General features: G+C 59.5%; 24 protein-coding genes and 1 tRNA gene. 21 read left to right on the top strand and 4 right to left on the bottom strand.

Translation table 11 applies throughout. The features are described 5' to 3' along the window. Positions 1-45: 45 nt before the first annotated feature. Entirely contained in the window at positions 46-1,440 is a 1,395-nt protein-coding gene (lpdA, locus tag IMCC21224_RS12230; protein ID WP_047995596.1) for a dihydrolipoyl dehydrogenase, read from the top strand. A 36-nt stretch (positions 1,441-1,476) separates the two neighbouring features. Here lpdA and IMCC21224_RS12225 read toward each other — a convergent pair whose 3' ends face one another. Genes IMCC21224_RS12225 through IMCC21224_RS12215 form a run of 3 tightly spaced genes read right to left on the bottom strand, consistent with a single transcriptional unit; the run spans position 1,477 to position 3,005 of the window. Beyond that, positions 1,477-2,070 carry an HD family hydrolase gene (locus tag IMCC21224_RS12225; RefSeq protein WP_047995595.1) on the bottom strand — a complete coding sequence of 198 codons (594 nt, stop codon included), beginning with the start codon at positions 2,068-2,070 and terminating at the stop codon, positions 1,477-1,479. Continuing rightward, complete coding sequence (locus IMCC21224_RS12220) at positions 2,067-2,300, bottom strand: hypothetical protein (protein ID WP_047995594.1); 234 nt, start codon at positions 2,298-2,300, stop codon at positions 2,067-2,069. The genes IMCC21224_RS12225 and IMCC21224_RS12220 overlap by 4 nt, the downstream gene beginning before the upstream one ends. A gap of 51 nt (positions 2,301-2,351) precedes the next feature. Continuing rightward, a complete protein-coding gene (locus IMCC21224_RS12215; RefSeq protein WP_047995593.1) occupies positions 2,352-3,005 on the bottom strand; it encodes an alpha/beta hydrolase in 654 nt (217 codons plus the stop codon). Positions 3,006-3,207: 202 nt separating this feature from the next. Between IMCC21224_RS12215 and IMCC21224_RS12210 the strand changes: the two genes are divergently transcribed. From IMCC21224_RS12210 to IMCC21224_RS27090, 15 genes are all read left to right on the top strand, one after another. Continuing rightward, positions 3,208-3,669 (top strand): Rrf2 family transcriptional regulator, encoded by a 462-nt coding sequence (locus IMCC21224_RS12210; protein ID WP_047995592.1) that lies wholly within the window; start codon positions 3,208-3,210, stop codon positions 3,667-3,669. A gap of 57 nt (positions 3,670-3,726) precedes the next feature. After that, complete coding sequence (locus tag IMCC21224_RS12205; protein WP_047995591.1) at positions 3,727-4,770, top strand: cysteine desulfurase family protein; 1,044 nt, start codon at positions 3,727-3,729, stop codon at positions 4,768-4,770. Positions 4,771-4,869: 99 nt separating this feature from the next. Continuing rightward, positions 4,870-6,411, top strand: coding sequence for a Fe-S cluster assembly protein SufB (sufB, locus tag IMCC21224_RS12200; protein WP_047995590.1), 1,542 nt, complete (start codon positions 4,870-4,872; stop codon positions 6,409-6,411). A gap of 28 nt (positions 6,412-6,439) precedes the next feature. Then, on the top strand, positions 6,440-6,637 hold the full coding sequence (locus tag IMCC21224_RS12195) for a hypothetical protein (RefSeq protein ID WP_047995589.1): 198 nt from the start codon (positions 6,440-6,442) through the stop codon (positions 6,635-6,637). Between the two features lie 3 nt (positions 6,638-6,640). Beyond that, on the top strand, positions 6,641-6,817 hold the full coding sequence (locus tag IMCC21224_RS27795) for a hypothetical protein (RefSeq protein WP_156178247.1): 177 nt from the start codon (positions 6,641-6,643) through the stop codon (positions 6,815-6,817). A gap of 51 nt (positions 6,818-6,868) precedes the next feature. Beyond that, positions 6,869-7,186 (top strand): heavy metal-binding domain-containing protein, encoded by a 318-nt coding sequence (locus IMCC21224_RS12190; protein ID WP_047995588.1) that lies wholly within the window; start codon positions 6,869-6,871, stop codon positions 7,184-7,186. Continuing rightward, positions 7,183-7,785, top strand: coding sequence for a hypothetical protein (locus IMCC21224_RS12185; RefSeq protein WP_047995587.1), 603 nt, complete (start codon positions 7,183-7,185; stop codon positions 7,783-7,785). The genes IMCC21224_RS12190 and IMCC21224_RS12185 overlap by 4 nt, the downstream gene beginning before the upstream one ends. 36 nt (positions 7,786-7,821) lie before the next feature. After that, positions 7,822-8,577, top strand: a complete 756-nt coding sequence (gene sufC, locus IMCC21224_RS12180; protein WP_047995586.1) for a Fe-S cluster assembly ATPase SufC — start codon at positions 7,822-7,824, stop codon at positions 8,575-8,577. Next, positions 8,577-9,857, top strand: a complete 1,281-nt coding sequence (locus tag IMCC21224_RS12175; RefSeq protein ID WP_047997084.1) for a SufD family Fe-S cluster assembly protein — start codon at positions 8,577-8,579, stop codon at positions 9,855-9,857. Before sufC ends, IMCC21224_RS12175 begins: the two co-directional genes overlap by 1 nt. 5 nt (positions 9,858-9,862) lie before the next feature. After that, positions 9,863-10,345, top strand: a complete 483-nt coding sequence (locus IMCC21224_RS12170; RefSeq protein ID WP_047995585.1) for a YIP1 family protein — start codon at positions 9,863-9,865, stop codon at positions 10,343-10,345. Next, positions 10,342-10,923, top strand: coding sequence for a YIP1 family protein (locus IMCC21224_RS12165; RefSeq protein WP_047995584.1), 582 nt, complete (start codon positions 10,342-10,344; stop codon positions 10,921-10,923). Before IMCC21224_RS12170 ends, IMCC21224_RS12165 begins: the two co-directional genes overlap by 4 nt. 1 nt (position 10,924) lies before the next feature. Further along, complete coding sequence (locus IMCC21224_RS12160) at positions 10,925-12,145, top strand: cysteine desulfurase (RefSeq protein WP_047995583.1); 1,221 nt, start codon at positions 10,925-10,927, stop codon at positions 12,143-12,145. A 217-nt stretch (positions 12,146-12,362) separates the two neighbouring features. Further along, a tRNA-Arg gene (locus IMCC21224_RS12155) sits at positions 12,363-12,439 on the top strand. A gap of 262 nt (positions 12,440-12,701) precedes the next feature. Beyond that, a complete protein-coding gene (locus IMCC21224_RS12150; RefSeq protein WP_047995582.1) occupies positions 12,702-12,893 on the top strand; it encodes a PLD nuclease N-terminal domain-containing protein in 192 nt (63 codons plus the stop codon). A 44-nt stretch (positions 12,894-12,937) separates the two neighbouring features. Beyond that, positions 12,938-13,102 carry a DUF1328 domain-containing protein gene (locus IMCC21224_RS27090; protein WP_047995581.1) on the top strand — a complete coding sequence of 55 codons (165 nt, stop codon included), beginning with the start codon at positions 12,938-12,940 and terminating at the stop codon, positions 13,100-13,102. A 168-nt stretch (positions 13,103-13,270) separates the two neighbouring features. Here the strand turns inward: IMCC21224_RS27090 and IMCC21224_RS12140 are convergent, their stop codons facing one another. Further along, entirely contained in the window at positions 13,271-14,071 is an 801-nt protein-coding gene (locus tag IMCC21224_RS12140) for a response regulator (protein ID WP_047995580.1), read from the bottom strand. A gap of 111 nt (positions 14,072-14,182) precedes the next feature. On the opposite strand from IMCC21224_RS12140, the gene IMCC21224_RS28210 reads away from it, so the two are divergent. From IMCC21224_RS28210 to ade, 5 genes are all read left to right on the top strand, one after another. Further along, positions 14,183-14,347, top strand: a complete 165-nt coding sequence (locus IMCC21224_RS28210) for a NepR family anti-sigma factor (protein ID WP_047995579.1) — start codon at positions 14,183-14,185, stop codon at positions 14,345-14,347. Beyond that, the gene (locus IMCC21224_RS12130) at positions 14,344-14,901 is read left to right on the top strand and encodes an RNA polymerase sigma factor (protein WP_047995578.1); all 558 of its coding nucleotides are present in this window, start codon (positions 14,344-14,346) and stop codon (positions 14,899-14,901) included. Before IMCC21224_RS28210 ends, IMCC21224_RS12130 begins: the two co-directional genes overlap by 4 nt. Before the next feature lie 4 nt (positions 14,902-14,905). Beyond that, on the top strand, positions 14,906-16,633 hold the full coding sequence (locus IMCC21224_RS12125) for a sensor histidine kinase (RefSeq protein ID WP_047995577.1): 1,728 nt from the start codon (positions 14,906-14,908) through the stop codon (positions 16,631-16,633). Positions 16,634-16,752: 119 nt separating this feature from the next. Then, positions 16,753-16,908 (top strand): hypothetical protein, encoded by a 156-nt coding sequence (locus tag IMCC21224_RS28205; RefSeq protein WP_197089201.1) that lies wholly within the window; start codon positions 16,753-16,755, stop codon positions 16,906-16,908. 182 nt (positions 16,909-17,090) lie between these two features. Then, positions 17,091-18,785 carry an adenine deaminase gene (gene ade, locus IMCC21224_RS12120; protein ID WP_047995576.1) on the top strand — a complete coding sequence of 565 codons (1,695 nt, stop codon included), beginning with the start codon at positions 17,091-17,093 and terminating at the stop codon, positions 18,783-18,785. Positions 18,786-18,799: the final 14 nt, after the last annotated feature.

Here is an 18,799-nt window from a genome sequence, read left to right as displayed (position 1 = left end):
GGGATGCGCTAGCCTGAGCGCATCCTTGGGGGCAAAGGGGCAGGCATGGCCGCGCAAGACTTTGACATGATTGTAATCGGTGCCGGGCCGGGTGGCTATGTCGCCGCGATCCGGGGCGCGCAGTTGGGTCTGCGCGTCGCCATTGTCGAACGCGAGCATATGGGCGGCATCTGCCTGAACTGGGGCTGCATCCCGACCAAGGCGTTGTTGCGATCCGCCGAGGTGTATCACCTGATGCAGCGCGCGACGGAATTCGGGCTACAGGCCGATGGGTTGGGATTTGATCTGGATGCGGTGGTCAAGCGGTCGCGCGGGATTGCCAAACAGCTCAACTCTGGTGTCAGGCATCTGCTGAAAAAGAACAAGGTGACGGCGGTTATGGGGAACGCCACGTTGTCCGCGCCGGGCGAGGTGTCGGTGACGACTGACAAGGGTGCGCAGGTACTGCGTGCGCCCGCGATTGTGGTGGCCACCGGCGCAAGGGCACGCGAATTGCCGGGGCTTGAGGCGGACGGCAAACACGTCTGGACCTACCGCCACGCGCTCATGCCGCCACATATGCCGAAACGGCTGCTGGTCATTGGATCGGGTGCCATCGGGATCGAATTTGCCAGCTTTTACAATGCGCTTGGGGCAGAGGTGCATGTGGTCGAGGTGCTGAACCGCATCCTCCCGATCGAAGATGCCGAGATCAGCGGTTTAGCCCAGAAGTCCTTTGAAAATCAGGGTATGACGATCCGCACCAACACCAAGGTCAAGGCGCTGGAGCGTGGCACTGATGGTGTCGTGGCCGAGATTGAACAGGACGGCAGGACCACGAAAGAGCCGTTCGATACGGTGATTTCCGCCGTCGGTATCGTCGCCAATACCGAAGGGTTGGGGCTTGAGGCGCTTGGTGTACGGATCGAGCGTGGCCATGTGGTGACGGACGCGATGGGCCTGACCGGGGTGCCAGGGCTCTATGCAATTGGCGATGTTGCGGGTGGGCCGTGGCTGGCACACAAGGCCAGCCACGAAGGGGTGATGGTGGCCGAGCATATCGCTGGCGGTCACCCGCATGCCGTCGATCCGCAATCTATCGCCGGCTGCACCTATTGCCAGCCACAGATCGCCAGTGTTGGTCTGACCGAGGACAAGGCCCGCCAAGCCGGACATACCATCCGGGTGGGGCGGTTCCCCTTTGCCGGCAATGGCAAGGCGATTGCCTTGGGCGAACCCCAGGGGCTGATCAAGACGGTCTTTGATGCAAATACCGGCGCATTGTTGGGGGCACATATGGTTGGGGCCGAGGTGACAGAATTGATCCAGGGCTATGTCATTGGTCGCCAGTTGGAGACCACAGAACAGGATCTGATGCAGACCGTGTTTCCACATCCGACATTGTCAGAAATGATGCATGAATCTGTGCTCGACGCCTGGGATCGCGCTCTGCACTTTTAATGTGTCTGAGGGGTGAGGTGTCTGTGGGCGTTGCCGTCAGCGGCGTTTGGAAAAGAACGCGGCGGCGCGGGGTCTGATCCAGTCCCACAGCGTCGGCGCGCCGCTGGCAATCTTGGCACCGACACGGGCCTCGAACTGCTCTTGCGTCACATTGTATTCGATCCAGGATCCGCCCCCCGAGGCTAGGTTCTGGTTTGGCGGCTGAAACCGGTCGAGCGATTTGGCGAACATCGCATCCGGGGTTTGGTTCGACTCGAATTCGTCCCAGAGCGCGCGCAGTCTGTCGCCCTGACCACCGGGCAACAATCCGAATAATCGCGTTGCGGCTGCGATTTCTTTAGTTGCCATCGCTTCGGCGTCGTGATCGCCAAAGACCGGGGCGTCGCCTGCGTCGATCTCAACCAGATCATGCAGCAATAGCATGCGAATGACGCGGTTGATATTCACCTCGTCCGGTGCGTGTTCACCCAGCACCAGCGCGTATAGCGCGATGTGCCAGCTGTGTTCGGCGGAATTTTCGTAGCGCGACCCGTCCGCCAGTCTGGTCGCACGGTTGACGGATTTCAGGCGGTCCGCCTCGGTCAGAAAGGCCATCTGCGAATCAAGACGCGCATCAGCCCGTTGGCTCATCCCGGCAGGTCGCCTGCTTTGCCGGTCTTGATGAAGTCGTTGAGGTACACACGCGCGCGCCTCTCAGCGAGCCGCACGCGGATCGCGGTCACAAACGCCTCTTCCAGCGTGGTCGAAGAGGCGGCGAGCACTTTCGCCACCTCGACATACAATCTGTCCTCACCCGTGTCGTCCATCGCCTTGAGCGTATCATTGGCCAGTTCATCGGCAAGCTCGGTCACAAAGGACATCTTGGGTCTACCCCTTTCAGTGGGTCTGGATCCGTCGAATCAGGAAATTGGTCAGCGCGAGGTTTCAGTCAACCGGCGCTTCACATAGTCGGTGACATTGCCGATCATCGTGCCCATGTGCGGCTCTTCAAAGAAGTGGCCCGATCCTTCGATCTGCTCGTGGGTGATGGTGATGCCCTTCTGTTCCTTGAGTTTTCCGACCAGAGACCGGGTATCCGCAGGCGGGGCCACGCGATCACTGGTGCCATTGATGATCAGACCCGATGCCGGGCAGGGCGCAAGGAACGAAAAGTCGTACATATTCGCCGGCGGCGAGACCGAGACAAAGCCGGTGATCTCGGGCCGTCGCATCAGCAGTTGCATGCCGATCCAGGCCCCAAAGGAAAAGCCTGCGACCCAGCAATGCTTGGAATTGTTGTTCATCGACTGCAGGTAGTCGAGGGCCGAAGCAGCGTCGGACAGCTCACCCAAGCCCTGATCATATTCGCCCTGGCTGCGCCCGACGCCACGGAAATTGAACCGCAGAACGGTAAAACCCATGTTATAAAAGGCGTAGTGCAGGTTGTAGACGACCTTGTTGTTCATCGTGCCGCCGAATTGCGGATGCGGATGGAGAACGATGGCAATCGGTGCGTCACGGTCTTTTTGCGGGTGATAGCGGCCTTCGAGGCGGCCTTCGGGTCCGGGAAAGATGACCTCGGGCATGGGGCGGGCAAGCTCCTTAACGGGCCTGAGAATTCTTGACGAATTCGCTCAAGCTCCTTAGAACGGTTCTAAATCCCGAAAGGTTTCGGGACGCGCATCCGTGGCAAATAGGGCCAGTTGTGCATAAGGTCAATCGGTCGCGAGAATCATGCGTGGCCTGCGCAGGGTCAAGGTGACCGCCGCGCACAGAAGAGGGGACGCGATGAAGCTGAGTACCAAGGGGCGTTATGCTATGGTGGCGCTGGTTGATATCGCGCTGCAACCAAAGGGCGGGCTGGTCACGCTGAGCGATATCGCCAAGCGTCAGGACGTGTCGCTGCCCTATCTTGAGCAGCTTTTTGTCAAACTGCGCCGTGCGGATCTGGTGGCGTCAGTGCGCGGCCCGGGCGGTGGTTATCGGCTCGCGCGGCCAGCGACCGAGATCAAGGTTCTGGATATCTTGGCCGCAGTCGATGAGACCGTGGATGCCATGCACAAAGGTGCCGGAGTGTCAGGTGCGCTGTCGGGCAGCCGGGCGCAATCGCTGTCGAACCGTCTGTGGCAGGGGCTAAGCGCGCATGTCTATGTGTTCCTGCACCAGACGCGGTTGTCGGATGTGGTCAGCAATGATCTTGTGCCATGTCCGGCGGTTCCGAACCTCTTTGCTGTGGTGGACGAGGCGTGAGAGGGGCAGATCCTGACACCCCCGGCATGGCTTTGCCATGAGGGCGGGGTTTTGGGCATGAACCGGATCTATCTGGATTGGAATGCGACGGCGCCGTTACGGCCAGAGGCGCGCGAGGCGATGATTGCGGCGATGGATCTGGTCGGCAATCCGTCGTCTGTACATGCCGAGGGGCGGGCAGCCAAATCCGTGGTTGAGCGGGCGCGGGCTCAGGTGGCGATGGCGTTCGGGGCCGAGGGAGCCGATGTGGTCTTTGTTTCCGGCGCGACCGAGGCGGCGGCGTTGGCCTGTGCCGGGCGTGGGCTGCTGGGGGCAGATATCGAACATGACGCGGTGGTGGCCTGGATTGATCCGGTGTTGCCGGTGGATACGGTGGGGCGCGTAGAGGTATCCGCGCCGGACCGGACGGTATTACAGGCGGCCAATTCCGAAACCGGTGTGGTGCAGGATCTGCCGGATGGGTTGGCCGTGGTGGATGCCACGCAGGTTTTTGGCAAGCTGCCGGTGGCGTTTAACTGGATGGGCTGCCAGATGGCGCTGATCTCGGCGCACAAATTGGGTGGCCCCAAAGGGATCGGCGCATTGGTTGTGCGGCGTGGCACCGATTTGGCAGCGCAGATCAGGGGCGGCGGGCAGGAAATGGGCCGTCGTTCGGGAACTGAGAATGTGATTGGGATTGCTGGATTCGGTGCCGCAGCAGAAGCCGCAGCGCGCGATCTTGAGGCTGGCGTCTGGGATCGGGTCGAAAAACTTAGAAACATTCTAGAATTGTCCCTTGAGGCTGACGCCAAAGAGACTATTTTCGTCGGGAAATCGGGGCGGCGTCTGCCGAACACTTCCTGCCTGGCGATTCCCGGCTGGAAGGGCGAAACGCAGGTGATGCAGATGGACCTTGCCGGCTTTGCCGTTAGCGCCGGTTCGGCCTGTTCGAGCGGCAAGGTTCGCGCCAGCCGGGTCTTGCGGGCGATGGGATACGACGAGGCCACAGCCAGCGGGGCAATTCGCATCAGTCTGGGGCCCGAGACGACAGAGGCGGACGTGATGGCCTGCGCGCAGGCCTGGCTGCGTCTCTATCACAGGTTTCGCGCACGGGCCGCATGAGCCTGCCGCAAGGGCATATCTGGCGCGCGGCGCAGGATGTGCAAAATGGAATAAAGGACATGCGCAGGTCGCATGCACACAGAAGAAAGAGGGTCTGACATGACAGCTTTGGACAATCCGACAGTGGAAGACGCAGTGGTGGTCAAGGATGGCGTCGATCAGGAAACAGTTGATGCGGTGCGTCAGGTCGGCGGCAAGTACAAATACGGCTGGAACACTGACATCGAGATGGAATATGCCCCCAAGGGGCTGACGCCGGATATCGTCAAGCTGATCTCGGAAAAGAACGGCGAACCTGAGTGGATGACCGAATGGCGCATGGGGGCTTACAACCGCTGGCTCAAGATGAAGGAACCGGACTGGGCGATGGTCGACTATCCCCAAATCGACTTTCAGGATCAGTATTACTATGCCCGCCCCACCAGCATGGCCGAAAAGCCAAAGTCGCTGGATGAGGTCGACCCCAAACTGTTGGACACCTACAAAAAACTGGGCATCCCCCTCAAGGAGCAGATGATCCTGGCCGGGGTCGAAGGCGCCGAGGACGCGCCCGCAGAGGGCCGCAAGGTCGCCGTCGATGCGGTGTTTGATTCGGTGTCGGTCGGCACCACGTTTCAAAAAGAGCTGAAGGCCGCTGGCGTGATATTCTGCTCGATCTCCGAGGCGATCAAGGAGCATCCTGAGCTGGTGAAAAAGTACCTTGGGTCGGTGGTTCCGGTACAGGACAACTTTTACGCCACGCTGAACAGCGCCGTGTTTTCCGATGGCTCGTTCGTCTACATCCCGCCCGGCGTGCGCTGCCCGATGGAGCTGTCGACCTATTTCCGCATCAACGCCGAAAACACCGGCCAGTTCGAGCGGACGTTGATTATTGCCGACAAGGGGAGCTATGTCAGCTACCTCGAAGGCTGCACCGCGCCGATGCGCGACATCAGCCAACTGCACGCGGCGGTGGTGGAAATCATCATCGAAGAAGATGCCGAGGTGAAATATTCCACGGTGCAGAACTGGTATCCCGGCGACGAGAACGGCAAGGGTGGGATCTACAACTTTGTCACCAAGCGCGCCGATTGCCGCGGTGACCGGGCCAAGGTGATGTGGACCCAGGTCGAGACCGGGTCTGCGGTGACGTGGAAATACCCGTCCTGCATCCTGCGTGGCGACGATTCACAAGGTGAATTCTACTCGATCGCCATCACCAATCACCACCAGCAGGCGGACACCGGCACCAAGATGGTGCATCTGGGCAAACGCACCAAGTCGCGGATCGTCTCCAAGGGGATCAGCGCGGGCCAGGCCCAGAACACCTATCGCGGGCTTGTGTCGATGCACCCCAAAGCCAAGGACAGCCGCAACTATACTCAGTGCGACTCTCTCTTGATTGGGGACAAATGCGGTGCGCATACGGTGCCCTATATCGAGGTGCGCAACAATTCCTCGCGGGTCGAGCACGAGGCCACTACTTCCAAGGTGGACGACGACCAGATGTTCTATTGCCGCCAGCGTGGCATTGGCGAAGAAGAGGCGGTCGCGCTGATCGTTAACGGCTTTGCCAAAGAAGTGTTGCAGGCGCTGCCGATGGAATTTGCAATGGAGGCGCAGGCGCTGGTCGCGATCTCTCTCGAAGGGTCGGTCGGCTGACGTTCATCGTCTGAACAGGGGGCAGATTATGCTCATGTATCTCTTGGTCAAATCGGCGGGTGTCGGGGTTGGCGTCTTTGTCGGGACGCTGATCGGGATGTCGATACGCCGCAGGTCGGGCAAGACCGAAGGGCTGCTGAATGGCTCGGTCTTTCTGACGGCGCTGGCGGCGGGCGGTTTGGCGCTGCTGGCTATGATGGTCTTTACCTATGTGCGTGGGGGCTAAGCGATGTCCGTCGCTCCGATCCTGATCAGTGCGTTGCTGACGGGCGTGTTCTGCGCTGGTTTTGCCGCCGTGGTCAGCACGTTTACGGGGATGCTGGGGCTTGGCACCGTGATGCTGGTGTCATTTGCGTCAGGGTTTTCTGGCAGTCTTTTTGCGCAGTTTGTGATGCGGGAACGGTAGATGAAAACGGGATCAGGGCCCTGGACGGGCGGAAAATCATGGAATGGACGGATGATCATCACAACGACCAACACGATCGAAGGCCATAAGATCACCGATTACCGCGGCATCGTGGTGGGTGAGGCAATCATGGGCGCCAATGTCGTTCGCGATCTTTTTGCCAGCATCACCGATATCGTCGGGGGCCGGTCCGGCGCTTACGAGAGTAAGCTTCAGGATGCCCGCGAAACCGCCCTGCGAGAACTGGAAGAGAACGCGCGGGTCAAGGGGGCGAATGCCGTGGTCGGCGTCGATCTGGATTACGAGGTTGTGGGAAATTCCATGCTGATGGTCAGCGCCTCAGGCACAGCGGTGATCATCGCGGCATGACTGATACGCCGACCCTCCAACGGCCAGAGTTGACCATGCCCGAGGCCGAGGCCGCGCTGCTGCGCGATGCCTACGCGCGGGCCGAGGTCATCCTCGAATACGGCAGTGGTGGGTCGACGGTTCTGGCGTCGGAATTGCCTGGCAAGACGGTGTTTGCGGTCGAAAGCGATCGCAACTGGGCCGACATGATGCGTAGTTGGTTTGCAGCCAACCCACCGGCTGACGGGACCGATGTGACCGTGTTTTGGCCTGATGTCGGCGAGACGCGGGAATGGGGGCGTCCGGTCGATGACAGTGCCTGGCGACGCTATCCGCGCTATCCGCTGGAGGTCTGGCAAAAACCTGCCTTCCGCCATCCCGACGTGGTTCTGGTGGACGGGCGGTTCCGCGAAGGCTGTGCGTTGGCGGCTGCGTTTATGGCTGAAAGGCCGCTGCTGCTGCTGTTCGACGACTATGCCGACCGCCAGCAATATCATCAGGTCGAAGAGTTCCTCGGCCAACCTGAAATGACCGGCCGAATGGCGCGGTTTGAAATCACCCCGCAAATGATCCCGCCTCAGCGGCTCTTGCGGATCATGCAATTGACGACGCGCCCCTGAGTGTGTCACCCGAAACAGACGTATGAGGATGTAAAGATGTTGGAAATCAAGAACCTGCACGTGAAACTTCAAGAAGAGGATAAGCAAATCCTCAAAGGTGTGAACCTGACCGTCGAGGCGGGCAAGGTGCATGCGATCATGGGGCCGAACGGGTCGGGCAAGTCCACACTGTCCTATGTGTTGTCGGGTCGTGACGGCTATGAGGTGACTGACGGCAGCGCGACGCTGCTGGGCGAAGATATCCTGGAGATGGACCCCGAAGAGCGCGCCTCGGCGGGCCTGTTTCTGGCGTTTCAATACCCGGTCGAGATCCCCGGCGTCGGCAACATGACGTTTCTGCGCACCGCTGTGAACGCACAGCGCAAAGCGCGCGGCGAGGAAGAGATGTCGTCGACCGAGTTCCTCAAGGTGATCCGCGCCAAGGCAAAAGATCTCAAGATCGACGCCGAGATGCTCAAGCGGCCGGTCAACGTTGGCTTTTCGGGCGGTGAGAAAAAGCGCAACGAGATCCTGCAAATGGCGATGCTGGAACCCAAAATGTGCATCCTGGACGAGACGGATTCCGGCCTCGATGTGGACGCGATGAAGTTGGTGGCGGATGGCGTGAATGCGCTGCGCTCGGAAGGACGCGGATTTCTGGTTATCACGCATTATCAGCGGCTTCTGGATCATATCAAACCTGACGTCGTACACATCATGTCTGATGGCCGTATCGTCAAAACCGGCGGACCGGAACTGGCGCTGGAAGTCGAGCACAATGGCTATGCGGATATTCTGACGGAGGTGGCATGATGGCTGTGCCTCAGGCAAAACTGGACGAAACCGAAGCGCGGATCGCATCGCTAAGCCTGCCCTCGGGTGGCTGGTCGGATGTGGCGCGGCGTGACGCGCTGGCGCGTTTGCGGGCCACGGGTCTGCCGGGGCGGCGGGATGAGTACTGGAAATATACCCGCCCTGATACGTTGGTTCAGGCCGACGCACCCCACGCCGCGATCCACGCGAACGATGAAGCGCCGATGTTCGACGGTATCGACCGGCTGAAAATTGTCTTTGTGGACGGGGTGTTCGACGCTGATGCGTCGGATGATCTGACGCTTGACGGGGTGAAAATCGACCGGCTGGCCGACAGTAGTACTGATATCCACTGGGCTCGTGATCTGTACGGTACGCTTGAGTCCAAGGGGCAGGAACCGGTTGTCCGCTCTTTGGCGGCACTGAACACCGCCTTTGCGACCGATGGCGTGCTGATCCATGTATCGGCCAAGGTGACAAAGCCGATCAACCTGATTTATCTTCACGAATCAGAGACTTCTGATGCGATCCTGCACCACGTAGTCAAGATCGACGCGGGCGCCGAGCTGACATTGTTGGAGAATGGTCCGGCGGCTGCCCGGTTCAACAAGGTGATCGAAGTCGATATCGCCGATACCGGCATCTTTCACCACGTCTGTGCGCAAGGTCGTGATCACGAACGCCGCGCGGCGACGCATCTTTTCACCCGTCTGGGCGAAGAGTCGGTGTTCAAATCGTTCACCCTGACTGCCAACGGGGTGATGACGCGCAATGAATGTGTGATTGAACTGACCGGCGACAATGCCACCGCGCATGTGGCCGGTGCCTGTGTCGGCGACGGTGACTTCCACCACGATGACACCGTGTTCATCACCCATGACGCGGTGAATTGCGAAAGCCGTCAGGTGTTCAAAAAGGTGCTGCGCAACGGTGCCACCGGCGTCTTTCAAGGCAAAATTCTGGTCAAAGCCGGGGCGCAGAAAACCGACGGCTACCAGATCAGCCAAAGCCTGCTGCTGGATGGGGACAGCCAGTTCCTGGCCAAACCCGAGCTTGAGATCTATGCCGATGATGTCGCCTGTTCGCATGGTTCCACTTCGGGGGCGATTGATGACGAGGCGCTGTTCTATCTGCGCTCGCGCGGCGTGCCAGTCGCTGCGGCCACCAACCTGCTGACACTGGCGTTTCTGGCTGAAGCGGTCGAAGAAATCGAGGATTCGGCACTGGCTGACGAGATTGTCCGCCGGATCGAGGGCTGGCTCCTTCGGCGGCTTGGCTGAGCGTCATGCCGGTGACGCGCGATATCGTGGCAACCTACCGGGGGCCGGGCCGTGTCATGCGGCGGCTTCTGGACGCGGGCAAACGCGAGGACAGGGCGCTTGCGATCCTTATGGCTGCCTGCGCGCTGGTCTTTGTTGCGCAATGGCCGGTCCTGTCGCGCCGTGCGCATCTTGAGACGCTGGAGCTGAACGCGCTGCTGGCCGGGGCATTATTCGGCTGGATCTTTATCGCGCCGCTGGGGCTGTACACACTCGCAGCGCTAAGTCATCTGCTGGCGAAGCCGCTGGGCGGGCAGGGCGATTGGTATGGTGCCCGACTGGCCCTGTTCTGGAGCCTGTTCGCGTCAACGCCGCTGATCCTGCTCAATGGGCTTGTGGCTGGCTTCGTCGGGGCAGGGCCTGCACTGACGCTGGTCGGTGCGGTCTGGTGCGGTGTATTCGGCTGGTTCTGGTTCAGCAGCCTGCGGATCGCAGAGGCCCGGTCGTGACCGTTTCGCAGCTCTTGGCGCTGGCGTGGCAGAGCGTTGTTGCCCCACGCGATGCGGCACGAATAATCATTGCGACACGGTTCAGCCATCAGGCGATACTGCTGGCCTTTGCGCTAGTGGTGGTGTTGAACGCCATCGTCTCTTTGGCTGTGGTGATGATTGCGCCGCCGGACGAGGCGCAGATGGCGTTTCTGGCCAGTCCGGTGATCTTTATGCTGGTGATTGGCGGGCTGCTGGCGATCTCGGCCATCGCAGTGACGTGGATGGGGCGCGCCATGGGCGGGGCTGGGCGGATCGAGGATATCGGGCTGCTGATCATCTGGGTTCAGGGGCTCTGGATCGGGGTGCAGGCGGTGGATGCACTGCTGATGCCTCTGGGCGCGGGACTGGGTGGCGGGTTCCTTTTGGGCGCCTATCTGGTGCAGGGTTGGATGATGATCAATTTTCTGGATGTGGCCCATGGCTTTGACAACCGCTTTAAATCGGCGTTTGTGATGGTGCTGGGCACGATAGGTATGGCGCTGGGACTGTCAATCTTTCTCGCCCTGATCGGGGCTACGACAGTGGGAATGGACTAAGATGTATGACGTTGAGGCGGTGCGCCGCGATTTTCCGATCCTGAGCCGCGAGGTGAATGGCAAGCCACTGGTGTATCTGGACAATGGCGCGTCGGCGCAGAAACCTCAGGTGGTGATCGACGCCGTGACCCGCGCCTACGCCGAGGAATATTCCAACGTTCACCGCGGCCTGCACTACCTGTCGAACCTCGCGACCGAGAAGTACGAGGGCGTGCGCGGCACCATCGCGCGGTTTATGGGGGCCCCGGACCCTGACGAGATCGTGTTCAACACCGGCACCACCCATGGTATCAATCTGGTGGCCTATGGCTGGGCGATGCCGCGCATGGAGCCGGGCGACGAAATCGTGCTGTCGGTGATGGAGCACCACGCCAATATCGTGCCCTGGCATTTTCTGCGCGAACGGCAGGGTGTCGTGTTGAAATGGGTCGATGTGGACAGCACCGGATACCTCGACCCGCAGATGGTGATTGACGCTATCGGACCAAAGACCAAACTTGTCGCCATCTCGCATCTTTCGAACGTTCTGGGCACTGTCGTCGACGTCAAGGCCATCTGCGACGGCGCCCGCGACAAGGGCGTGCCAGTGCTGGTCGACGGCTCACAGGCGGCGGTTCACATGCCGATTAATGTCGAGCAGATTGGCTGTGATTTCTATGCCATCACCGGGCACAAACTTTATGGTCCTTCGGGGTCCGGCGCGATTTATATCCGCAAGGACCGTATGGCCGAGATGATTCCGTTTATCGGCGGCGGTGACATGATCCGTGAGGTTCATAAAGACGAGGTCACATGGAACGACCCGCCAATGAAGTTCGAGGCCGGCACGCCGGGCATCGTGCAGACCATCGGTCTGGGCGTGGCGCTGGACTATATGATGCACCTCGGGATGGAAAACATCGCCGCCCATGAACGCACCTTGCGCGACTATGCCCGCAGCCGTCTGGACGGGCTGAACTGGCTTCAGGTGCAGGGGACGACGCCCGACAAGGCCGCGATTTTCTCCTTTACCCTGGACGGTGCGGCGCATGCGCATGATATCTCGACCATCCTTGATAAAAAAGGGGTCGCGGTGCGTGCGGGTCAGCATTGCACAGGCCCACTGATGGATCACCTTGGGCTGAACGCGACCTGCCGTGCGTCCTTTGGGCTCTACAACACCAAAGACGAAGTGGACGTTCTGATCGAGGCGTTGGAGCTGGCGCACGAGCTTTTTGGCTGATGCGCGGCCGGGGTGCTGAAGTCCAGCAAGCCATGCGGCGTTTTTCGCATTGCCGTATGGCGGCCCGGACGCTATAGACCCGCAGACGCCGTAGCTCTTTGAGTTAGATCTCAGCCACCCACGGGTGGAAGGCTATGGCAGTACGTGTGAAAAGGTAAGATATAAATCGGAGCGTTTAAGTCGGGATTCTACTGAAACCGAAACGCACCGAATAGATGGTCCCGTAGCTCAGCTGGATAGAGTGTTCGCCTCCGAAGCGAAAGGTCGCGCGTTCGAATCGCGCCGGGACCACCACCTTTTACCTCTCTCAATACATGATTAGCTGACTATCAGGGGGCCGACGCCGCGATAGTCCCGCAGTTGGAACTGACACCGTTGTACGGATGTGAGGGCTATTGTCGGCCCGATCAATCGTGCTGAGCATATCGTGATATCCAGCGCACGGTCCTGCATGAAACAGGCGTATGAGCGAATTTGGGAACCAGAGCGCGGTTTGGTGAGTTCTCTTTCCAGACGCCCGGCCAGACGCGCCGGGAAATGAAGAAAGGAATGCGAAATGGTAGAATTTGCCGGTTTAGGCGGTCTGATCATTCTGGCTCTCGATCTATGGGCCATTGTCTCGATCATCGGATCGAATCGCGACACGGGGGCCAAGGTCCTGTGGACGCTCCTGGTTCTGATCCTACCGGTTCTGGGCTTTATTATCTGGCTGGTGATGGGGCCGCGTGCAAGTGCACGCCGGATCTGACATCACCTTGTTTCTCACGCTGATTTTCTGAAAGGAGATCAAAAATGCTGTACTGGGCTCTTTTGTTTTTCATCGTGGCCATCGTTGCCGGCGTTCTTGGGTTTGGCGGGATCGCCAGCGCAACGGCGGGGATCGCACAAATCCTGTTCGTGATCTTTCTGGTCCTTTTCGTTGTGACCCTGTTGTTCCGGGTACTGCGAAAAGTCTGAACCACATCCATTCGCGTGCCAGTGGCAATCCGCGCTGGCTCGCGCTATTCGTGAGGCACACGAACGAAAAACGCGCCCGTTTCCCGGCGCGTTTTTTGCTTTTTGTGTCAGGCTGATCGTTCGGCATAACCGGGCGTTCGAATCACGCCCGGCTATGCGGCACGACAGTCAGGCCTTGAGCGTTTCCGTCGACGAAAAGAACATCGCCTGCGAGATGGCCGAGCGGACCTGCTCTTCTGAATAAGGCTTGGAGATCAGGAACGCAGGCTCTGGGCGTTCACCGGTCAAAAGCCGCTCGGGGAAGGCGGTGATAAAGATCACCGGACGGTCCCCAAGGTCACGCAGCAGATCGGCGACGGCATCGACCCCGGACGAGTTATCGGCCAGCTGGATATCCGCCAGGATCAGGTCCGGCACGTCGGCTTTGCCCAGTTTGACGGCGCCGTCGCGGGTGCGGGCGACTCCGGTCACACGGTGGCCAAGGTCGGCGACGATGGTTTCCAGATCCATCGCGATGATTGCTTCATCTTCGATGATCAACACGCTGCCGGAAATGTCGTCTGCCATCTCTTGGCGTGCGACATTGACCAACTGTTCAGCTTCGTCGCCGCCGATCTGCATTATTTCTGCCACTTCCGTCAGGGTGAACTCTTCGATCGAATGCAGCAGCAGCGCTTCGCGCGAATTGGTGGTCAGGCGGCGCAGGTGGCTTTGGGCTGCGGCGCGCGGGCCGCTGTCCTCGTCTACGACGGGGGCGCCGGTAGTCACCCAGATGCCGTGAAACACCTTGAAAAGGCCCGGCTTTGCGCTGGATGCCTCGTTGATCATCGACCTGTCGGCAAGCACCGCCTCCAGCGTTGCGGCGGCGTAATTGTCCCCGCTGGTCTGGCTGCCGGTCAGCGCACGCGCATATCTTCGCAGATAAGGAAGTGCTGCACCAATCTGGCTGCTAAGGTCCACCTCAGTCATTTTATCGTCCTTCTTGCATTTTTTCTGGAACCAAACGCACGATGAGCCGGTTAGTTCCCGAATCCAGCGTACCATTCGTGCATTGGATGCATCCATTTCATAAGGAAGACCATGGCACAGGATCGCAGCAGAGCCAAACAGTCCCAGGTGATCGACGAGAATCTGAAACGCGTCTACCAGGATATGCTGGATGAAAAGGTGCCCGACCGGTTTCTCGACCTGCTGTCGCAGCTCAAGGAACAGAAACCCGACAATGATCGGAGCGAGTCAGAATGAGTTCGGATCCCCGCGACGAAATCGTTGAGCATATTCCGGCGTTGCGGGCGTTTGCGCTTAGCCTGACGCGGAATGGGTCATTGGCGGATGACATGGTGCAGGACAGCTTGGTCAAGGCTTGGACCAAGATCGACAGTTATCAGCCCGGCACCAACATGCGCGCCTGGCTGTTCACCATTCTGCGCAACACGTATTATTCCAACCGCCGCAAGGCCGGGCGCGAAGTGTCGGATGTCGACAATGTGCTGACTGATCAACTGTCGGAAAAGCCGGCCCATGACGGTCGATTGCAGATGGCGGAATTTCAAACCGCCTTTGCCAAGCTGAACGACGAACAGCGCGAGGCCCTGATTCTGGTGGGAGCGTCGGGCTTTTCCTATGAAGAGGCCGCCGAAACCTGCGGTGTCGCTGTTGGCACAATCAAAAGCCGCACCAACCGTGCTCGCGCGCGTTTGGCGGTGTTGATGCATCTGTCGGACGACGAAGCACTGGAAATGACGGACGGCGCCACGATGGCGGTGGTGTCGGGCAGTCGACCGGCATCGGTGGGCTGACCACATGATCGGAGCGGCTGGCCCGCGACCCGTGACCTTCGGGCTCGCGGCGCGCATCATCGGATTTTTGTCAGTGGCTTTGGTGCCACTTGGCGTCGTGGCCTATCTCCAGACCAGAGATCTGGGCGAAGAAACCCGCGCGCGATCACAACTGAGTATTATCGCTGTGACCGAAGCGGCCGCAGCGGGTGAGCGTGAAACCATCCTGCGGGCGTTGGGCGGGGCGCAGGCATTGGGTGCCACGGCTCCCCTGTTCAAGAATACGCCCGAAGCCTGCCAGCGGTATTTCCGAGAATATCTGAGAGCCACGCGCGATTTCACATATGCAGGGATTGTCGATCTGGACGGGCGCATCACCTGTTCCTCTGCTGAGCGTAGTTTTGATGTGTCCGGAACCCAGCGTTTTGCCGCGATGATGCGCCATCAGCGATCTTCGGTGAACCTGTATGAAAGCGCCTCGACCAGCAATAGTTCGGTCCTGATCGTGTCAGAGCCGTTTTTTCGGAATGATAAAGTGGCGGGCTTTGTGTCGGTCTCGGTGCCGACCTACGGGCTGGGCCAAAAGGAACTTGAAGAACCGGCATCCGATTTGACCGAGCTGCTGACTTATAACGCCGATGGCGACGTTCTGTCCTCACATTTGGATCGTGAAGAGGCGTTGAAATTGCTGCCGGCGCGATTGGATCTCGCAGAGTTGGCTGATGCCCCGGCGCACAGCTTTCAGGCGCGCAGCGCAGATGGAGTGGTGCGTATTTTTGCCACCGCGCCGCTTGTGCCGGGTCTGGTGCATGCCCTTAGCATCTGGCCCAAGCAAAGCCGCGCCGCCATTTCAGTTGAAAACGATAGTTTGGCCCGCACATTGCCTTTTGCCATGTGGGCGGCCAGCGTCATCGTTGCCTTTTTGGCCATCAACCGGCTGGTGATCCGCCATATCCGCACTCTGGGTCAGCAGATGCGCGCATTTGCGCGTACGCGGCGATTGCCTGACCGGACGACTGATTATGCCATGGCAATGGAATTGCGCGACATGGAGAGCGATTTCCTGAACATGGCCAATGCGATCCTGCAAGACGAGGCGCAGCTGGAAAACGCGTTGCGCGAAAAGACCATTCTGCTCAAGGAAGTGCATCACCGGGTCAAGAACAACCTGCAGCTCATTTCTTCGATCATGAATATGCAGATCCGCCAAAGCCACATGCCCGAAACCCGCGAGGTGTTGCTCAAGCTGCAAGAGCGGATCCGTTCGCTTGCCACCATTCACCGCAATCTCTACCAGACTGAAGATCTGGGGCATGTGAACGCGGGCCAGCTGTTGGGCGAATTGATCCGTCAGATGGCCATTGTTTCCGAGCATCCCCGGTCGCGGGTAAAGCTGGAGACCAACCTCGACGATATCGAGTTGTATCCTGATCAGGCGGTGCCGTTGTCGCTGTTGACCGCTGAGGCGCTGACCAATGTTGGTAAATACCTTGTGACCGGGCCGGATGGTGCAGCGCATGTGCGGGTGAACTTTCGCAGGACAGATGAGCGCCGCGCGGTGATCGAAATCAGCAACTCCTGTCGCGAAAACGCCGCCCCGTCAGACGAGGTTTCGGGCCTGGGACATCGCCTGATCCGCGCTTTTGCGACACAGTTGGGCGGTGAACTGGAGCAGGGGATCGAAAATGATGTTTTCACCATCCGCGTCGAATTCACCCTGACCGATTTTATCCCCGACGCAATCGACTACTGACTCACAAACCCGAGATTGGGGTTTGTGCCGTCGCGTCGCTGGCACGATTCACCTAAACCCACGCGGAACTTCCTGTTGTGCCCATGCGTTCCCTTTGCAACAGCAGAAAGGACTGAGCCATGACGACAGACATCTTTGTCGCGGGACTGGCCGCGCTCACCCTGATTGCGGCCCTGTTCTATGCCCTGACGAGTAAGAAGCGTGTGGACGATATGCGGGCAAAAGAAGACAGCGATACGTCTTCCATGGCGCATGAAGGACGCTTTTGGCAATAGTGACACCTAATACGGCACTACTGACAACGAAAAGGGGGACAGGTCATACAGGCGGTCCCCCTGATCTTTTGCAGCTCTATGGTTTGCCCCTGGGATGTGGTGGCTGAATTCTGCAACCTTGCATCTGGACGCGGCCGCCGGATTGCGGTCTTTTGTGGTCAAAGTAACCGACGGAGCATCCAATGGCCGATCTGATTTCCCGCATCGCCCAGGGTCGCGGTGACGCTATTACCGATCTGGTGTTGCGCGGCGGGCGGTTGTTCGATCTGATGACCGGTGATTTTTTAGAGGGCGATATTGCCATCTGCGGCGATACGATTGTCGGAACCTGCGCACGGTATGAAGGTGCAGAGGTGATCGACGTCAGCGGACTGATCCTGGTGCCGGGGTTCATCGACACCCATCTGCATATTGAATCCTCATTGGTGACGCCGTTCGAATTTGACCGCTGCGTCGCACCGCGCGGCGTCACAACTGCGATCTGCGATCCGCATGAGATTGCCAATGTCATCGGCGCGGCTGGTGTGCGTTATTTTCAGCAGGCGAGCGAGCACACACTGATGGACATCCGTGTGCAACTGTCGTCCTGCGTGCCCTCAACTCATATGGAAACGGCAGGTGCCGAGTTGTTGGCGGTCGATCTGGCTGCGCTGATGGGACATCCTTCGGGGATTGGACTGGCTGAGTTTATGAATTATCCCGGCGTGGTGCACCGTGACCCGGCAGCGATGGACAAGCTCGCATTGTTCGAGGGCGGCCACATCGACGGGCATTGCCCGTTGTTATCGGGGCGCGATCTGAATGCCTATATCGCCGCAGGTATCCGCACCGAACACGAGGCGACGTCAGCGACCGAAGCACTCGAAAAATTGCAAAAGGGAATGCGGGTGCTGATCCGCGAGGGGTCGGTGTCCAAAGATCTGCATGCGCTGCAACCGCTTTTGACCGAACGGACGTCGCCCTACATTTGCCTGTGTACCGATGACCGCAACCCACTGGATATCGGAGAGCACGGGCATCTGGATTACATGATCCGCACGCTGATTTCGCTGGGGACGCCACCATTGGCGGCATATCGCGCCGCGTCCCTGTCAGCGGCCGAGGCATTCGGCCTCAAGGATCGTGGCATGATCGCGCCGGGAAAACGTGCTGATATTGTCGCCATCGACTCGCTTGAGGGGTGCAACGCGCAGCTGGTGCTGTGTGCGGGGCGTGTGGTGGATGACGCCGGTTTTGCGGGCCGCCAGATTGTACCGCCAGTCGGTCTGGCGTCGGTCAAGGCGCCGCAGGTCAGGGCAGAAAACTTTCGCACCACTGCCAACCGCGAAGAGACCGATGTGATCGGCATCCGCGAGGGCCAGATCCTGACGGATCACTTGCACGAACGCATTGTGATCGAAAACGGGGACAAGCGTCCTGACCCCGCCCGGGATCTGGTGCGCATCGCCGTGATCGAACGACATGGCAAGAATGGCAATATCGCCACCGGGTTCGTGCGTGGGTTCGGGTTGCAGTCGGGGGCTATCGCGTCAACCGTCTGTCACGATCATCACAACATTGCCTGCGTGGGTGTCGACTACGCAGACATGGCGCTGGCGGCGAACCGTCTGTCTGAGATCGAGGGCGGGTTTGTCGTCGCCGCTGGCGGGGTGGTGTTGGCCGAACTGGCGCTGCCCGTGGCCGGCTTGATGAGCCTGCTGTCTTTTGAAGAGGTGCGTGATCAGCTCGTAATCTTGCGTGCGGCGGCACAGTCTTTGGGTGTCACACTCGAAGAGCCGTTTCTACAACTGGCCTTTCTGGCGCTTCCGGTGATCCCCGCACTTAAAATCACCGATCGTGGCATGGTGGATGTGACAAAGTTCGAGATTATCGCCTGATATCCTGATCGCCA

Source organism: Puniceibacterium sp. IMCC21224 (assembly GCF_001038505.1).
Taxonomy (GTDB): Bacteria; Pseudomonadota; Alphaproteobacteria; order Rhodobacterales; family Rhodobacteraceae; genus Puniceibacterium.
The sequence above is the reverse complement of the archived record's forward strand: the minus strand, read 5'-3'. Positions and strand labels throughout refer to the sequence as shown.

What these genes read in the sequence shown, in the direction of transcription:
- lpdA (WP_047995596.1), top strand. Translation starts at nt 46, where the DNA reads ATGGCCGCGCAAGACTTTGACATGATTGTAATCGGTGCCGGGCCGGGT.
- IMCC21224_RS12225 (WP_047995595.1), bottom strand. Translation starts at nt 2,070, where the DNA reads ATGAGCCAACGGGCTGATGCGCGTCTTGATTCGCAGATGGCCTTTCTG.
- IMCC21224_RS12220 (WP_047995594.1), bottom strand. Translation starts at nt 2,300, where the DNA reads ATGTCCTTTGTGACCGAGCTTGCCGATGAACTGGCCAATGATACGCTC.
- IMCC21224_RS12215 (WP_047995593.1), bottom strand. Translation starts at nt 3,005, where the DNA reads ATGCCCGAGGTCATCTTTCCCGGACCCGAAGGCCGCCTCGAAGGCCGC.
- IMCC21224_RS12210 (WP_047995592.1), top strand. Translation starts at nt 3,208, where the DNA reads ATGAAGCTGAGTACCAAGGGGCGTTATGCTATGGTGGCGCTGGTTGAT.
- IMCC21224_RS12205 (WP_047995591.1), top strand. Translation starts at nt 3,727, where the DNA reads ATGAACCGGATCTATCTGGATTGGAATGCGACGGCGCCGTTACGGCCA.
- sufB (WP_047995590.1), top strand. Translation starts at nt 4,870, where the DNA reads ATGACAGCTTTGGACAATCCGACAGTGGAAGACGCAGTGGTGGTCAAG.
- IMCC21224_RS12195 (WP_047995589.1), top strand. Translation starts at nt 6,440, where the DNA reads ATGCTCATGTATCTCTTGGTCAAATCGGCGGGTGTCGGGGTTGGCGTC.
- IMCC21224_RS27795 (WP_156178247.1), top strand. Translation starts at nt 6,641, where the DNA reads ATGTCCGTCGCTCCGATCCTGATCAGTGCGTTGCTGACGGGCGTGTTC.
- IMCC21224_RS12190 (WP_047995588.1), top strand. Translation starts at nt 6,869, where the DNA reads ATGATCATCACAACGACCAACACGATCGAAGGCCATAAGATCACCGAT.
- IMCC21224_RS12185 (WP_047995587.1), top strand. Translation starts at nt 7,183, where the DNA reads ATGACTGATACGCCGACCCTCCAACGGCCAGAGTTGACCATGCCCGAG.
- sufC (WP_047995586.1), top strand. Translation starts at nt 7,822, where the DNA reads ATGTTGGAAATCAAGAACCTGCACGTGAAACTTCAAGAAGAGGATAAG.
- IMCC21224_RS12175 (WP_047997084.1), top strand. Translation starts at nt 8,577, where the DNA reads ATGGCTGTGCCTCAGGCAAAACTGGACGAAACCGAAGCGCGGATCGCA.
- IMCC21224_RS12170 (WP_047995585.1), top strand. Translation starts at nt 9,863, where the DNA reads ATGCCGGTGACGCGCGATATCGTGGCAACCTACCGGGGGCCGGGCCGT.
- IMCC21224_RS12160 (WP_047995583.1), top strand. Translation starts at nt 10,925, where the DNA reads ATGTATGACGTTGAGGCGGTGCGCCGCGATTTTCCGATCCTGAGCCGC.
- IMCC21224_RS12150 (WP_047995582.1), top strand. Translation starts at nt 12,702, where the DNA reads ATGGTAGAATTTGCCGGTTTAGGCGGTCTGATCATTCTGGCTCTCGAT.
- IMCC21224_RS27090 (WP_047995581.1), top strand. Translation starts at nt 12,938, where the DNA reads ATGCTGTACTGGGCTCTTTTGTTTTTCATCGTGGCCATCGTTGCCGGC.
- IMCC21224_RS12140 (WP_047995580.1), bottom strand. Translation starts at nt 14,071, where the DNA reads ATGACTGAGGTGGACCTTAGCAGCCAGATTGGTGCAGCACTTCCTTAT.
- IMCC21224_RS28210 (WP_047995579.1), top strand. Translation starts at nt 14,183, where the DNA reads ATGGCACAGGATCGCAGCAGAGCCAAACAGTCCCAGGTGATCGACGAG.
- IMCC21224_RS12130 (WP_047995578.1), top strand. Translation starts at nt 14,344, where the DNA reads ATGAGTTCGGATCCCCGCGACGAAATCGTTGAGCATATTCCGGCGTTG.
- IMCC21224_RS12125 (WP_047995577.1), top strand. Translation starts at nt 14,906, where the DNA reads ATGATCGGAGCGGCTGGCCCGCGACCCGTGACCTTCGGGCTCGCGGCG.
- IMCC21224_RS28205 (WP_197089201.1), top strand. Translation starts at nt 16,753, where the DNA reads ATGACGACAGACATCTTTGTCGCGGGACTGGCCGCGCTCACCCTGATT.
- ade (WP_047995576.1), top strand. Translation starts at nt 17,091, where the DNA reads ATGGCCGATCTGATTTCCCGCATCGCCCAGGGTCGCGGTGACGCTATT.